The sequence below is a fragment of the Nocardia sp. NPDC051570 genome (assembly GCF_044454005.1).
Taxonomy (GTDB): Bacteria; Actinomycetota; Actinomycetes; order Mycobacteriales; family Mycobacteriaceae; genus Nocardia.
On sequence record NZ_JBITDI010000007.1, the window covers coordinates 137,686 to 151,382 of the forward strand.

Here is a 13,697-nt window from a genome sequence, read left to right on the forward strand (position 1 = left end):
CGCGCGCCGCGCGCGCGAGCGGCAGGATGGCCGGATGCTGCGCAGTTTTCAGGTGACCAATCACAGATCGCTGGCCGAATCGCAGGAACTGCGGTTGATCGGCAATCGCGCCGGAGCGTTGCCCGCGCCGGTGACGGCCGTGCACGGGGCGACCGCCAGCGGTAAGTCCAGCCTGATCGACGCGCTGGCACAGATGCGCGACGCGGTGCTGAATTCGGTCACCGGATGGGATCCCTATGCCGGTCCGGCGCGCACGCCGCATCTCGGATTCGCCGATCGCCCTTCGGAATTCGTCGCGACGTTCGTCGCCGAGGGCATTCCCTACAGCTACGGCTTCCGGCTCGACAACGCCGATGTGACCGCCGAATGGCTGCACAGCCACCCGCACAACCGCAAGCGCATCGTCTTCGAGCGCGAGGGCGATCAGGTGCGCATCGGCCCGATGTTCGAGCCGGTGCGCTACGGCATCGGCGCGCTGGTGCCGCTGGTGCGCCCGAACGCGTTGCTGCTCAGCCTGTCCGGGCAGATGTACGCCGAGGCGCTGGTGCCGGCCTATCGCTGGTTCGCCACCCAGCTGGAAGTGCTACGCGGACACCAGGATCCGCAGCAGATCGCGCACCGGCTCGGCAGTCACGTCACCCGCTCGGCCGACAACGCCGCGCGGCTGCTGCTGTTGCTGCGCTCGGCCGAGCTGGGTATCGAGGATCTGCTGATCGCCGAGCACGATCCCATGTACGCGGACTACCTGCACGAGCTGGATGGCGAGATCGCGGCCCTGACAAAGGAATTCGACTCCGCGATTGCCTCCCCCGCACAGGCCCAGCGGCTCGAGCACGACCACGGGCTCACCCCGCTCGCCCTGGAGCGGGAGCTGGCCAATCTGCGCACCGCTCGCGACACCCTCTACACCCGCATGGTCGCCCGCCGCGGTGTCGGCCTGGGCCTGGCGCACGAGGGCATCGAGGCGACCTTCGACATCGCCGACGAATCCACCGCGACGCTGGCCCTGCTGCGCCTGCTGCCCGTGGTCCTGGACGCCCTGGACACCGGCCGCGTCCTCGCGGTCGACGATATCGACACCCACCTCACCGGCGATACCGCCGATCGTCTCATCCAACTGTTCCAAAACCCCGAAACCAATTCCCGCGGCGCCCAACTCGTCTTCACCACCCGCCAGCGCACCCTGATCGACCGCGGCAACGGACGCTCCCAGTCCCGGCGCACCACGGTCTGGCAACTCCGCCGCACTCCCTGGGGGACGAGCGAGCTGACCGCACACGGCGCATAACATGGGGGCATGCTGGAGTTCGCGTTCATCGTCATGGTCGCCGGGGCGCTCATCGCGCTGTTCGCGAGGTACCGCCGCAGCCGCGGCGGCAACACCCTCGCACAGCCCGAGACCGGAACCCTGCATGTCACCGGCGTGAGCCCGCGCCCCGCGGCCCAGGGCGAGCAGTACGTGACCATCACAGGCACCATCTCCGGCCCGACCGTCCCCGGCGAAACCGTCTACGGCCGCTTCGCCTGGGACGTCAACCAGTGGCCCTCACCCGGCGACGCCATCACGGTCGTCTATCCGATGGGCAAGCCCCAGAACTGGCAGATCGGGCATCCGGGGGCGCGGCCGTATCTGGGGTCGTGATCGTCACCGTCACGCTGCCGATCAGTCGAAGGTCAGGGCTTCGGGTTCCTCGGCGAAGGCGTGAGCTACGTCGGTGGCCAGGGCCAGGGCGCGGCGGGCCCAGCCGAGCGAAGCACCGGACAGGCCACAGGCGGGGGTGACGAGGACCTTCTCGGCCAAGGTGCGGCGGGGGAAGCCCAGTCGGTCGATGAGGCGGACGGCGGGTTCGGCGATCGTCTGCCAGGTCGGTGGGGCGGCGGGGGCGGTGGTGGGAATCAGGCCCAGCGCCAGGAGTTTTCCGGCATCGAGGAGTTCGCCGATCTCGTCGAGGTCGGCGGTGCCGATGGTGGCGAGATCGAAACCGATTGCGGCCGCGGCGGTTCCGCGGAGGAAGCCGAGGGCGGGTGCGGCGGCGCAGCTGTGCACGAGGACGGGCGCGGACTGCGCGGTGATCACCGCGTCGAGGATGTGGACGGCCTCGGGAGCGGGCAGCGCGCGGACGGTATCCAGCATGCTGGTGCCGCGCAGTGAACCGTTCAGGACATCGGTCAGAGAGGGTTCGTCCAGCTGCACAACGACATTCGCGCCCAGCCGCCTGCCGACCTCGGCGACATGCCGGGCCAGGCCCTCGGCCAGGGATTCCGAAAGGTCGCGCACCGCACCGGAATCGGTGAGAATGCGGTGGCCGCCGGTGAGCTCGACCTGGGCGGCCAGCGTCAGCGGGCCCGCGGCCTGCACCTTGACGGTGTGGTGCGATCCGCTCAGACCGGCGGTCTCCCAGGCCTCTTCGAGTGCGTCCAGGTCGGTGCGCAACAGATCGTAGGCGCGGCGCGAGGTCGACCCGGGCCGCGCGGCGAGGCGATAGCCCCGCGTGGTCGTATCGAATCGCAGATCGACGAGCAGCGCCGAGGATCGGCCGAGCATGTCCGAACCCGTTCCGCGGCCGGGCAATTCGACCAGATGCGGGAGTTCGCCGAGCTCTCCGATGACGGTCGCTGCCGCCTCCCGCGGATCGGTTCCCGGCCAGGATCCGACGCCGGTGGCGAGGCCGCCGCGATACCGCGGCGACTCGGTTTCGCTCATATCCCCGCCTTGTCGCGTGGTATCGGTGACGGTCACCGCGCGGTTCCGGGCATCAGTTCGCCCTCGAGATCATCCGCCCGCTCGCCGCTGGTTCCGCTGATCGTACCGCTGCCGATCACCTGATCCCCCAACGGATCCGGGCAGTACAGCACCACGGCCTGCCCGCGGGCCACACCGGTCAGCGGCTCGCGCAGGCGTACCACCAGGCCGTCGCCGGACGCCTCGGCGATCGCGGGCGCGGTACCGCCGTGCGCGCGCACCTGCACGATGCATTCGAGCGGACCGGACGGGGCGACGCCGGAGGTCCAGATCGCCCGATCCGCCAGCACCGTCCACACATCCAGATCCTCGGCCGGGCCGACGTGCACGGTGCCGGAGTCGGGATCGATGCCGGTCACATAGCGCGGCCGCCCGTCGGGTGCGGGACCGGGCAGGCCCAGCCCCTTGCGCTGTCCGATCGTGAACCCGTGCACGCCTTCGTGTTCGGCGAGCTTATGCCCCTCGGAGTCGACGATCGCACCCGGCCGGATGCCGATCTTCGCGCCCAGGAACGCGCGAGTATCGCCGGAGGGAATGAAGCAGATGTCATGGGAGTCCGGCTTGTTCGCCACCGCCAGCCCGCGTTCGGCGGCCTCGGCGCGAATCTGCGGCTTGGGAGTATCGCCGACCGGGAACATGGCCCGCGACAGCTGATCGGCGGTCAGCACGGCCAGCACATAGGACTGGTCCTTGTCGGCGTCGACGGCCCGGCGCAGCACCCCGTCCTCGAGGCGCGCGTAATGGCCGGTGACCACGGCATCGAAGCCGAGCGCGACCGCACGGTCGGCCAGCGCCGAGAACTTGATCTTCTCGTTGCAGCGCAGACACGGATTGGGCGTCTCACCGGCGGCATAGGATGCGACGAAGTCGTCGATCACATCCTCTTTGAATCGGTCGGCGAAATCCCAGACGTAGAACGGGATTCCGAGCACATCGGCGGCGCGGCGGGCATCGCCGGCGTCCTCCTTGGAGCAGCAGCCGCGCGAACCGGTCCGCAGCGTTCCCGGGGTCGCCGACAGCGCCAGATGCACCCCGACCACCTCGTGTCCGGCTTCGACCGCGCGCGCGGCGGCCACGGCGGAATCGACTCCGCCGCTCATCGCGGCGAGCACTCTCATCGGGTACCTCCCTTCGCACCGGCCAGTCCAGCGGCCTTGGCCCGCTCGACCACCGGCGGCAGCACAGTCAACAACGTCTCGATATCGGCCCGGGTCGAGGTGTGTCCCAGCGAGAACCGCAGTGAACCCCGTGCCTGCCTGGTATCCGATCCCATGGCCAGCAGCACATGGCTCGGGGCCGCCACACCCGCATTACAGGCCGATCCCGTGGAGCATTCGATCCCGGCGGCGTCGAGCAGCATCAGCAGCGAATCGCCCTCGCAGCCGGGGAAAGTGAAGTGCGCGTTGCCCGGCAGTCGCCGTTCCCCGGCGGGACCGTTGAGCATCGCATCGGGCACCGCGGCGTACACACCGGCGATCATCTCGTCGCGCAACCGCGTCAATTGGGCTGTGCGCGTGGGCATTTCCTCGACAGTCTGGCGCAGCGCGGCCGCGAGCCCCACCGCCGCGGGCACATCCGAGGTACCCGAGCGCAGATCGCGCTCATGCCCGCCGCCGTGCAACAGCGGCACGCACGGCACCTGTCGGCCCAGCAGCAGCACGCCCACGCCGTGCGGTCCGCCGACCTTATGTCCGGCGAAACTGGCCGCGCCCAAACCGCTCCGGGCGAAGTCGATGGGCAGCTGAGCACCGGCCTGCACCGCGTCGCTGTGCATCGGAACATCGAATTCCTGTGCGACGGCGGCCAATTCGCCGATCGGCTCGATGGTTCCGACCTCGTTGTTGGCCCACATGACGGTGACCAACGCCGTCTCCTCGGCATGCTCGGCCAGCGCCGCCCGCAGCGAGCGCGGCGACACCACGCCGTCGCCGTCCACCTCGAGCAGCGTCACCCGGGCGCCCTCGTGCTGTTCCAGCCACTCCACGGCATCGAGCACCGCATGATGCTCGATCGCACCGACCAGAATCCGAGTACGCCGCGGATCGGCATCCCGGCGCGCCCGATAGATCCCCTTGACAGCGAGATTGTCGCTTTCGGTGCCACCGGAGGTGAAGATCACCTCCGAGGGCCGAGCCCCCAGACTCCGCGCGATCGACTCCCGCGCCTCCTCCAACAACCGCCGCGCCGCCCGCCCCGACCCATGCAGCGACGAGGCATTACCGGCCGTCCCCAGGACAGCAGCCATCGCCTCGACAGCGGACGGGAACATGGGTGTCGTGGCCGCGTGATCGAGGTAGACAGTCTGGGGCACCGCACCGACCGGACCCGGGAAAGCCGACTTCATGACCAACAAAGCCTATCCCATCGTTGACCTGCGAATCCTTGGGGTCTCCCCCGGGGTTCTACGATTTTCTACGAATTACCCAGGAGTCGTAACCCGCCGACCACCGGCGGATATTCCCGGAGATCGTGGCGCAGCGCGTCTCGGAGGGTGAACGCTCGGGCTCGTCGGCTGTCGGCGGGGTGGGCGGCGATCGTCTCAGCTGTTCAATACGCGAGCGAGACGCTGTAATCCATCTGCGGTGGGGGCGGTAGGCGCCGAACATGGTGGGAGGCACCATTGGTTACCGCGCCGTAGGTCAGTTGATTCCTCGATAGGTCGCCATCTGGGATTGCAGTCGCTGGATCTGGCCAGGGGTGAATTCGTGGCGGCAGGTGTCGTCGGTCGCGTCCATGTAGTTGTGGATCGGGTCCTTCCCCGGGCGGTCCGGGCAGCTGTTCCGGCCTTCCGGGCAGCTGGAAGCGGGGGTGGCTTCCGCCGGGGTGTCGTCGACGTAGTCACCCGGCGGCTCGCATCCGCCCTGGAAGGTGTTGTAGAGCCCCACCCAGTGGCCGACTTCGTGGACTGCGTTGATGCCCTGGTTGTGTGGGGCTAGGGAGCCACCCGGCAGTGTGTCCACGGCGATGACCACACCGTCGTCGCCGGGGTTTTGCTGAAAGGCAGACGGGAATGTCGACCAGCCGAGCGTCTGTATGCCCTCGACTGTCTTGCCCCCCTTGACCGTGTAGAGATTGAGGTCCGCCGCGCCGCCCTTACGCAGCGTTGCCTTCATGTTTCGCTGTTGCGGGGTGCCGGGGTCGGCATTGGTGAACCAGTCCGCGCTGATCGAACGATCGATACCCGCCAGCCTGAACTGCAGGCCGGTGCCGGTGAAGGCGGTATTCAGCACCTTCATCTGGTGTTCGGAGATCTGCGTGTCTGGGACGTTGCCGCCGGCGGGGGTGTTGTCGCGTGCGATCACGTGTACGTACACATTGATCGTCGCCTGGGGTGCTCGGGAGGCTGGATGCCAAATAGAGGAGCGTTGGTGAAAGTCCTGTTCGGCGAGGGCCGCCGCAGCAGGGCTGAGTGTGGTGGCCGCATCCGCGGCGCCCCTGGACTCGGATACGGGGCGAATCACGCAGTCGCCATGCGCGACGGTCGCCCCAGCGATCGCGTCGGGCGGGATGGCCAGGTGTGCCGCGGGAGCGCCCGCTACCGCGACAGCGCCGGGCAGGCAGCCGACGATGACCAGTCGACCAACGTAGCTGAGCACTCTCACCCGAAGCCCTCCTTCTCGAGACCGACTGAAACCAACATCTGATTCGTACCGGACGGGTGCACGGATGGGCCTCGGGACACACGACACGAGATGGCGCACATCACATAATCGGCATTTCCGTGCGTTCGCTGGCCGGTTCGACCGGCGCGGGTCGTGGCATGTGCGGACGGCCGGCTTGTTACACGTCGACAAGGTGGTCGCTATCGTGAACGACGAGGTCACCATTCAGGCGTAACTAGACCGGCGTGGCCTGGTCGACTCGTGGACCGGAAAGAGCGGCGTCGGATCGTGGCAGAGGACCTGACCGTGACTCGGGTGCTGGTGATCCCCGCGTCGGAGTTACGTGAGCGGTTCTCGCGGTCGTCCGGTCCGGGCGGGCAGCACGTCAACACCACCGACAGCCGGGTAGAGCTGTCGTTCGACCTCGCCAATTCGCCCTCGGTGCCGGAGTGGCTGCGTACCCGGATGCTCGACCGCCTGGCCACTCGCCTGGTCGGCGGGGTGCTCACGATCGCCGCATCGGAGCAACGCGCACAGCTGCAGAACCGCGCGGCCGCGCGTGAACGTCTGGCTTCGTTATTGCGTGAGGCCGCTGCCGCGCCGCCACCGGTTCGCCGCGCCACCAAGCCCTCGCGCGGAGCGAAGGAACGTCGCATCGCCGCGAAGAAGCGGCGCGGCGTCACCAAACGTAACCGCCGCGCTTCCCCTGACGACTAGCCGACGGGCAGCGCCACAGGTCTTGGGGTATCGGCGGCACAATCGTTGTCGACCGGGCCTGTGCGTCCTCTCGTCGCCAGGCTCACCGACACACGCTGTTCGGCCAGTCCAGGGCCGCCGGATGCGCTGCCTGCCAACCGATCCCGAGCGACTTCACCCGGTTCGGCTGAGCGCACTGTATGCGACTACTCAGCATTGGCGGCAGGGCTCGTTCCCGGCTACCTAGCGTGCGTTCGGCCGGCACCAGATGGATGCTGCCGGTTGATCTTCCGAAGTGCCGCGCTGGCGTTCCGAACAGCGCGGCATGCGGCAGTGGCGGACGTTCGAGCGTGGGTGTATCAATGCGCCGGGGCGAGCGAATATGGCTAGGCTCGCCCCGTGCCCGAACGTTCCATCTACGAGGATCATGCTTCTGCGTACGCGACGTTCTCCGAGCACAGTCCGCCGAACTCCGACGATGACAGGACCTCACTTCTGCCTGTCAGCAGTCGAGAGTGTTCGCGAGTTCTATTGCCCGGTGGTGCGGGTGGTTTGTGCGTGCCGGATGATCGTCGGAATCATGGAGGTGGGCCGTGTCGGCCGATCAACTGGAGGTTGCATCGCTCGGTCGTGGCAGTGCCGGGGACGCGGTCCTGCGTGAGGCGCTCGAACGCGCGGGCATGATGTTCTACGGATCGGTGCACCCGTGCCGGTTCGATCCGTTGCTGGTGCCGGGATCGACGGCGCGCACGGTGCGGGCGGCCGCCGAGGGACTGCATGCGGTGGTGGAGAAGGCGGTCCGCCACTGGTTTTCGGGTGGGCCCGGGTTCGTGCCCGGCGCCGCGGACAGTTATCTGAGGCTTCCGATGTTCGAGCCGATCAACCGGGTGTGCCGGTTCGACGGGGTGCTCGACCCACGCGGTGAGTACAAGATCGTGGAGATCAACGCCTGCCGTCTCGGCGGTGTGGTCTACACAGCGCGTCTCATGCGCATCTGGCGCGAGGTCGCCGACCCGCAGCCGAGGGCGGAGATGCCCCAACCACTGCTGGACCGCCCCGATCTCTACATCGACCAACTACTCACCACCTACGCTCAGCAGCGTCAGGCTCTACCGGATCGGGTCTTCGTGGTCAGCCTGGATGGGCAATATCAGGTCGAGGTCCCGGCCATGCTGAATATGTTGCGCGAGAAGGGAGTTGCCGCCGACCAGGTGGACGTGACCGAGTTGCGCGTCCGGTCCGGCACCGTCGGTGACCGCCGCGGCCGCACAGCGGATCTGTTGTGCAACAACATGGACCCCGCGGCCCTGCTCGCCCAACCCGCGGCAGACGAGTACCCGCACGCCGAGACCCGTACTGCCGCATGCTTCGTCAACCCATTGGCGTCGTTGTACCTGCACAGTGACAAGGCGATGCTCGCGGTGTTGAGCGATCCACGATCGGCGCACTTATGGACCGACACCGAGCGTTCCCTGATCGACCGCCACGTGCCCTGGACACGCCTGCTGACCGACGACGACACCACAGACCCGGACGGCAGACACGCATCGCTGCCGCAGTTCGTCGCCGACCACCGACAACAGCTCGTCATCAAACCGGCCGACAGATCGGGCGGCACCGGCGTCCTGATCGGTCCGGCGACCACTCCTGCTCGCTGGCACGACGCGATCGCCGCAGCCGTCGCCGGGCAACGCCACGTCGTGCAACAGTACATACACCCCCCCGGCACTGCCCGGTGCACCCGAATTACATTACGGGCTGGACGTTTTCGTCTTCGGCGGACGATTCGCCGGCTTCTGGTCTCGCGCATCGACCGGCTCCGTGATCAATCTGCGCCGCGGCGCGATGAATGTCCCCGTCATTGCCCTCGAGTGAACCCGCCATGAATGACGACCTCCGAGGTCGGCTCCACGACATGAACGATATTCGGAATCGGCAGGTGCGGATGTACGCGAGATCGACTGGTAGGCCAACGGCAACAGCCCATCTGAACGCTCGGAACGCGGCTACTTATGGTGCGTCAGGAAGGGCCGAGATCTCGGCCCGTTGATCTTCCGGGGAGCCGCGTGGCCGCTTCGGACCGCGCCGTATGCGGCATAGGATGTCATACGCGGGCTCCGCCAACCGTGACGGCTCGGCGTGCTTGCCGCAGAGATGGTTGACCACGCGGTGGTTGTCGGCTGAGGACACCGAGTGGCCCGGCGTAGCCCGAATCCGTCATGGGAGGGGGCCGCGACGGGGTAGACCCGGTCGTCCAGTGGCATCTGTTGCGTCGACTCCACTCGTTCATGATGCCGGGTGCGAACGAGTGCTGATGAACGTCCGCTGTTCACATGCGTGCGAGCCCATCAGCCCAAGCGCGCATACCTGGCGGGCCGTCGCCAGCGGCGTATGCGGCGAACTGCTCCCGTGCTTCGCCTGATCGGATGCCGCCCCTGATCTCGCGTGGTTTGGCGAAGAATGGCAGCTCTTGCGGAGGAGACCACGACTCCACCAACGCGGCGGCGCCGTCGTTCGGCGACGGGAGCGCGAACCACACCCTGCGGATGCCCAACGTGATAGCCGCACCCATACACATCAAGCAGGGCTCGAGATTCACCGCGAGCGTGAGAGTTCCGACCGGGCGAGTGAACCCCAACGCCTCGTCGGCCTGCTGCATTGCGAGAAGATCGGCATGCACAATCCGCCGACCTAACGCCTGCTCCTGGGTGTGAGCGCGTCCGAGGACCCGCTCGTCATCGAACACGACCGCACCGATCGGCATCTCACCGGCAGACAATCCCTCGCCAGCGACCGACAATGCCAGTCCCACAGCGTCATACGGCTCCATCACGACTCCAGTGCTGCCAGCGGGGAAGCCTGCCAACAGGCGCCGCGGTCGAGAGCGACAGCCACACGTTCGGCCTCGACCCACACGGCGTCGGCTTCCGCCTGGGTCAGTCGACGTTCTTCGACCTGCTCGGTCACGTCGTCACGATCTTTCCACCACCAAGTGTCGTCGTCGACGACGATATCGAGTCCGTGACCGACGGTGTAGAAGCATGTTTCGCCACGACGGCACGGGGCCTGGAAGTTGATGTACCAGCGGTCCAGCCTGCCGTCACGGAAGAAGGCCCAGACTGCGTAGGCGTCGTTCGGCCGGTGCAACTGCAGCACACTGCTTCCGACCCATCGATCCTGATGCGACCACGGGTGCGTACCGAATGGATGTGGCGGAAACGCAAGTGCAGTACCGTCTTCGATCCAGACGGCGAGCACATCGTCGTCGGCGATGACTTGGACAGGCATTGTCATCCACCCATGACCATGCAGTGCTTCTCGCCGCTGCACGGCGGACCCCACCACGAACCTCTCCACAGCGGTCACGGTAGTTGCGCCGCGCGACACTGACAGCCCTGGCCTCGCGGACATCAGGCCTCACAGAGGTTCTCGCATGATAGAACCCGATGAACATCGGCGACCGGGTGACGGCGCCGATCAACGATTGTGGCCCTGGCCAACCGGTGACCGCAAGATTCAGTCCGGAGGTTGTCGTATTCGATCATGATATCTGATGGACACTGGTTCGCCCGCTCGCGTTACACGGTTCAGCGAGAGTGACACAGTTTGTGTAGCTGACTTTTCAACGATCCTTCCACCTGGTATCAATTCCGGTGTTCCGGAGTATTCAGGCAAAACCGTCATCGAAACGGGTTGGCCTGACTGCTTTTTGATCATGGAGAGGGATTCGCAGCTTTCATGCAACAACATTCGAAACGGCATGCCGGTTGGCATGGCCGGGCGGCGAAGGCCGTCACCATCGCGGCGATGCTCGCGGTCGTAGCCGGGGGGAGTATCGCGCACGCCGACCCTGCCGTGCCGCCGGTCCCACCGACACCGTCGGCAACCACTGCACCGCCCTCCTCCTCGGCCAAGCCATCGGCCCTTGCCAAGACCGCGGCTCCGACTCCGGCCGCGCCGTCGACGTCGCCGAACTCCCCCTCACCGGTGTCGCCCAGCGCCAAGCCCCCGGCGTCGACCCCGGCCAGGCCGTCGGTGCCGTCGACCAGCATGTCCGACACGCCGAAGCCTCCTGTGCCGGAGCCGAATTCGACGCCGCCCGCCGCGAAGACCGATCCGGGCAAGTGGGCGCCGACGCAGAAGCCGAACGCGACGGTCGTGCCGGGCAAGATGCGCTCGGACCGGGAGCAGATCCCCGACGGGTTCAGCAAGGCCGCCGCCGACAAGGCTGAGACGATGGAGGCCGCCGTCGCCGCGCGCACCACGCGGTCGACGCGGGTGAAGGACGGCTGCCAGGTGTACTGGCCGGCGCCGTACGAGGTGTGTGGCGCGATCCGCGACAAGTACAACGAACTCGGTGGCCCCAACGGTTTCCTGCTGTTCCCCAAGACCGAAGAGCTGACCAATCCGGACGGCACCGGCAAACGCACCGAGTTCCAGAACGGTCCGATCTACTGGTCACCGCAGGGTGGTGCACACCCGGTGGTGAACCATTTCCTCGCCGCATGGGCCCGCCACGGCTACGAGGCCGGATACATCGGCTATCCGACCACCGACGAGATCGTGAACCCCGACGGTGTCGGCCGCCGCCAGCATTTCACCGGCGCGGTGATCTATTGGAAGCTCAACGAGGCGTATTCGATCGGTGGCGCGATCTTCGACAAGTGGGGCCAAACCGGTTGGGAGCAGGGCTGGCTCGGTTATCCGACCAGTGACGAGACCGGCACCCCGGACGGGGCGGGGCGGTTCAACCGGTTCGAGAAGAACGGGATGATCTACTGGCATTCACAGTTCGGGGCGCACCCGGTCGCGGGCGGCATTCTGGATCAGTGGTCCACAGCTGGGTACGAGGCCGGGAGATACGGTTACCCGGTCGGCGACGAGCGTGGCGCGGGCAGTCGTCGTGAGCAAGATTTCCAGAACGGGAAGATCACCTGGCCCACCGACGCCAAGGACGAGGAGATCACCGAGGAAGTCCAGATCCGGGAGTTGCTCTCGGATGCGGTCACGCCCAAGAACCTGGTCCACATCTACGACGGGGACGGTGCGGATCCTCGGCAGGCTCCGTCGGCCGGGCAGCCGGGCGAGTGTGTGCAGGGCTTGAAGAACATCTCCCGTCAGGTCAGCTGCAGTGACCAGGAGGGCACGATCACCCGGTACCGGATCCGCAACGGCGCCAAGACCGAAATCGGGAAGGCATGGTTCGTCGCCAAGTCCTGGATCAAGTTCAGTCTGTCCACCCGGTGGGCTACCTCACCGACGTGGGAGCTGGGTGTGCGGATCGAAACAACCAAGACCGAAGGTGAGCTGGAGAAAAGACCGTTCGACTACGTCCTGTCCACGTTCTGCGAATCGGGCACGATGTGCAAGACCACCAGCGCCAAGGATGACACGCGTCGTGAATTGCGGGCGGGAACGGTGGTCGAGTACACCTGGCAGCAGGAATCCACCGGCCCTGCCACCAAGGCGGTCGGGCGTATCGATGCGATGAGAGGCGAGATCGGTGCCAAGATGCTGCATGGGCCTCTGCCGAATCCTGTGAGTGTTGAGCTGAACAATCTCGACGCCCGCTGTGACAGCGTCGAATTCAAGGTCGGCTGCGTCAATGACAAGGCGCTGGCCGGGGTCGGGTACAACGCGCAGAAGAATCCCAAGGTCACCGAGGTCGCCCAGCATGTCTTCGATGCGCAACACAGCTTGCCGTCGCACTGGGGCGTGTACGAGGTGCCCGTCGAACGCACTCTGGACGAGGGGCTGAGAGACGCCAACCGGGCAGTGGCCTGCCCTGATGGATGGGCGACACTGCCCGACACGTGTGATGAGTATCCGATGGCCACCACATACCAAGGCGCGTCGAAGGTCGCAGCCGGGGACTGGTCACGACGGAAGGTGTCGAAGGGGGCCAATGATTCCCAAGGCGGCATCACCGGCAACGCCTACCTGAACGCGCGGCTCATGGAGAAGGAACGCTTCGTCGTTCTGGCGGTCCTGCCGGACGGGCGGACCTCGTGGTGATCGGTTAAGGCCACCGCTGCGGTGACGGATACGCAATGGCGGTGGCTGTTTCGGCTGGCCACATTCGTATCCGCCACGCATCACCGGGGTCGGTGGAGTGGGGTTGAGTCACGAAGCCCCGCCCGCTGATCTCGATGTGATAGGCGCCGGGCGCGATCGAGAGCGGGTCGTGAGAGGGGCTCGTCGCCGAGGAGATCCACAGCTCGCCCTTGTCGTCGATGGTAGTGGTCTCATCGAGCACCACCTGCCATTCGTCACGATCCGGACGCTGCGGGCGGTCGAACAATTCGACGTCGATCCGCATAGCCGAGTTGTATTGATGAGGGCTCAGCACAACGAGATTGCCGCCAGCCGTGATCGCGTATAACCCGTCATCGATCGCGCGGTCCACCACCTCGGGCAGATCCTCGCCGCGCTCTTCGCAACCGACCAGGTAGAACTGCCCGTAGTCCATCGAGATCGTGCGAGCTTCACGCTGTGTCGGCTCGTCCGAATGCATCCAGCTAGACCTCTCCGTCGAAAACACAAGCCACGGCTTTACGCCGAGGGTCGGCGAGGCCAGGCTATCGGGCCCGCAGCGTTCCCGCTGACCGCTGGCACCGCCAGCTCCGCCAAGCCGGATCCGACCCACGGTGGCTGTG

The 13,697-nt window shown here is 66.7% G+C and carries 13 protein-coding genes; 5 read left to right on the plus strand and 8 right to left on the minus strand.

Annotated features, from left to right (window positions below; genetic code table 11):
- Positions 1-34 precede the first annotated feature (34 nt).
- Both ACIA76_RS19350 and ACIA76_RS19355 read left to right on the plus strand, forming a co-directional pair.
- A complete protein-coding gene (locus ACIA76_RS19350; RefSeq protein ID WP_397153201.1) occupies positions 35-1,288 on the plus strand; it encodes an ATP/GTP-binding protein in 1,254 nt (417 codons plus the stop codon).
- Positions 1,289-1,297: 9 nt separating this feature from the next.
- Positions 1,298-1,642: a hypothetical protein gene (locus ACIA76_RS19355; protein ID WP_397153202.1), complete on the plus strand. Its 345-nt coding sequence runs from the start codon at positions 1,298-1,300 to the stop codon at positions 1,640-1,642.
- 21 nt (positions 1,643-1,663) lie between these two features.
- Here the strand turns inward: ACIA76_RS19355 and ACIA76_RS19360 are convergent, their stop codons facing one another.
- The 4 genes from ACIA76_RS19360 to ACIA76_RS19375 form a co-directional block, all read right to left on the minus strand.
- A complete protein-coding gene (locus ACIA76_RS19360) occupies positions 1,664-2,704 on the minus strand; it encodes a methionine synthase (RefSeq protein WP_397153203.1) in 1,041 nt (346 codons plus the stop codon).
- Between the two features lie 32 nt (positions 2,705-2,736).
- The gene (mnmA, locus tag ACIA76_RS19365) at positions 2,737-3,861 is read right to left on the minus strand and encodes a tRNA 2-thiouridine(34) synthase MnmA (RefSeq protein WP_397153204.1); all 1,125 of its coding nucleotides are present in this window, start codon (positions 3,859-3,861) and stop codon (positions 2,737-2,739) included.
- Positions 3,858-5,087 (minus strand): cysteine desulfurase family protein, encoded by a 1,230-nt coding sequence (locus ACIA76_RS19370; RefSeq protein WP_397153205.1) that lies wholly within the window; start codon positions 5,085-5,087, stop codon positions 3,858-3,860. Before ACIA76_RS19370 ends, mnmA begins: the two co-directional genes overlap by 4 nt.
- A gap of 295 nt (positions 5,088-5,382) precedes the next feature.
- On the minus strand, positions 5,383-6,045 hold the full coding sequence (locus tag ACIA76_RS19375; protein ID WP_397153206.1) for a zinc metalloprotease: 663 nt from the start codon (positions 6,043-6,045) through the stop codon (positions 5,383-5,385).
- 588 nt (positions 6,046-6,633) lie between these two features.
- Between ACIA76_RS19375 and arfB the strand changes: the two genes are divergently transcribed.
- Entirely contained in the window at positions 6,634-7,062 is a 429-nt protein-coding gene (gene arfB / locus ACIA76_RS19380) for an alternative ribosome rescue aminoacyl-tRNA hydrolase ArfB (RefSeq protein WP_397153207.1), read from the plus strand.
- Positions 7,063-7,634: 572 nt separating this feature from the next.
- Positions 7,635-8,927, plus strand: coding sequence for a hypothetical protein (locus ACIA76_RS19385; RefSeq protein ID WP_397153208.1), 1,293 nt, complete (start codon positions 7,635-7,637; stop codon positions 8,925-8,927).
- 443 nt (positions 8,928-9,370) lie between these two features.
- Here ACIA76_RS19385 and ACIA76_RS19390 read toward each other — a convergent pair whose 3' ends face one another.
- The 3 genes from ACIA76_RS19390 to ACIA76_RS19400 form a co-directional block, all read right to left on the minus strand.
- Positions 9,371-9,871: a nucleoside deaminase gene (locus ACIA76_RS19390; protein ID WP_397153209.1), complete on the minus strand. Its 501-nt coding sequence runs from the start codon at positions 9,869-9,871 to the stop codon at positions 9,371-9,373.
- Complete coding sequence (locus ACIA76_RS19395; RefSeq protein ID WP_397153210.1) at positions 9,871-10,398, minus strand: DUF402 domain-containing protein; 528 nt, start codon at positions 10,396-10,398, stop codon at positions 9,871-9,873. The genes ACIA76_RS19390 and ACIA76_RS19395 overlap by 1 nt, the downstream gene beginning before the upstream one ends.
- Positions 10,399-10,754: 356 nt before the next feature.
- Positions 10,755-11,102 carry a hypothetical protein gene (locus ACIA76_RS19400; protein WP_397153211.1) on the minus strand — a complete coding sequence of 116 codons (348 nt, stop codon included), beginning with the start codon at positions 11,100-11,102 and terminating at the stop codon, positions 10,755-10,757.
- Here ACIA76_RS19400 and ACIA76_RS19405 point away from each other — a divergent pair.
- Positions 11,092-13,056: an LGFP repeat-containing protein gene (locus tag ACIA76_RS19405; protein ID WP_397153212.1), complete on the plus strand. Its 1,965-nt coding sequence runs from the start codon at positions 11,092-11,094 to the stop codon at positions 13,054-13,056. The genes ACIA76_RS19400 and ACIA76_RS19405 overlap by 11 nt on opposite strands.
- Before the next feature lie 4 nt (positions 13,057-13,060).
- On the opposite strand, the gene ACIA76_RS19410 is transcribed toward ACIA76_RS19405, so the two are convergent.
- Positions 13,061-13,555, minus strand: a complete 495-nt coding sequence (locus tag ACIA76_RS19410) for a hypothetical protein (protein WP_397153213.1) — start codon at positions 13,553-13,555, stop codon at positions 13,061-13,063.
- Positions 13,556-13,697 lie beyond the last annotated feature (142 nt).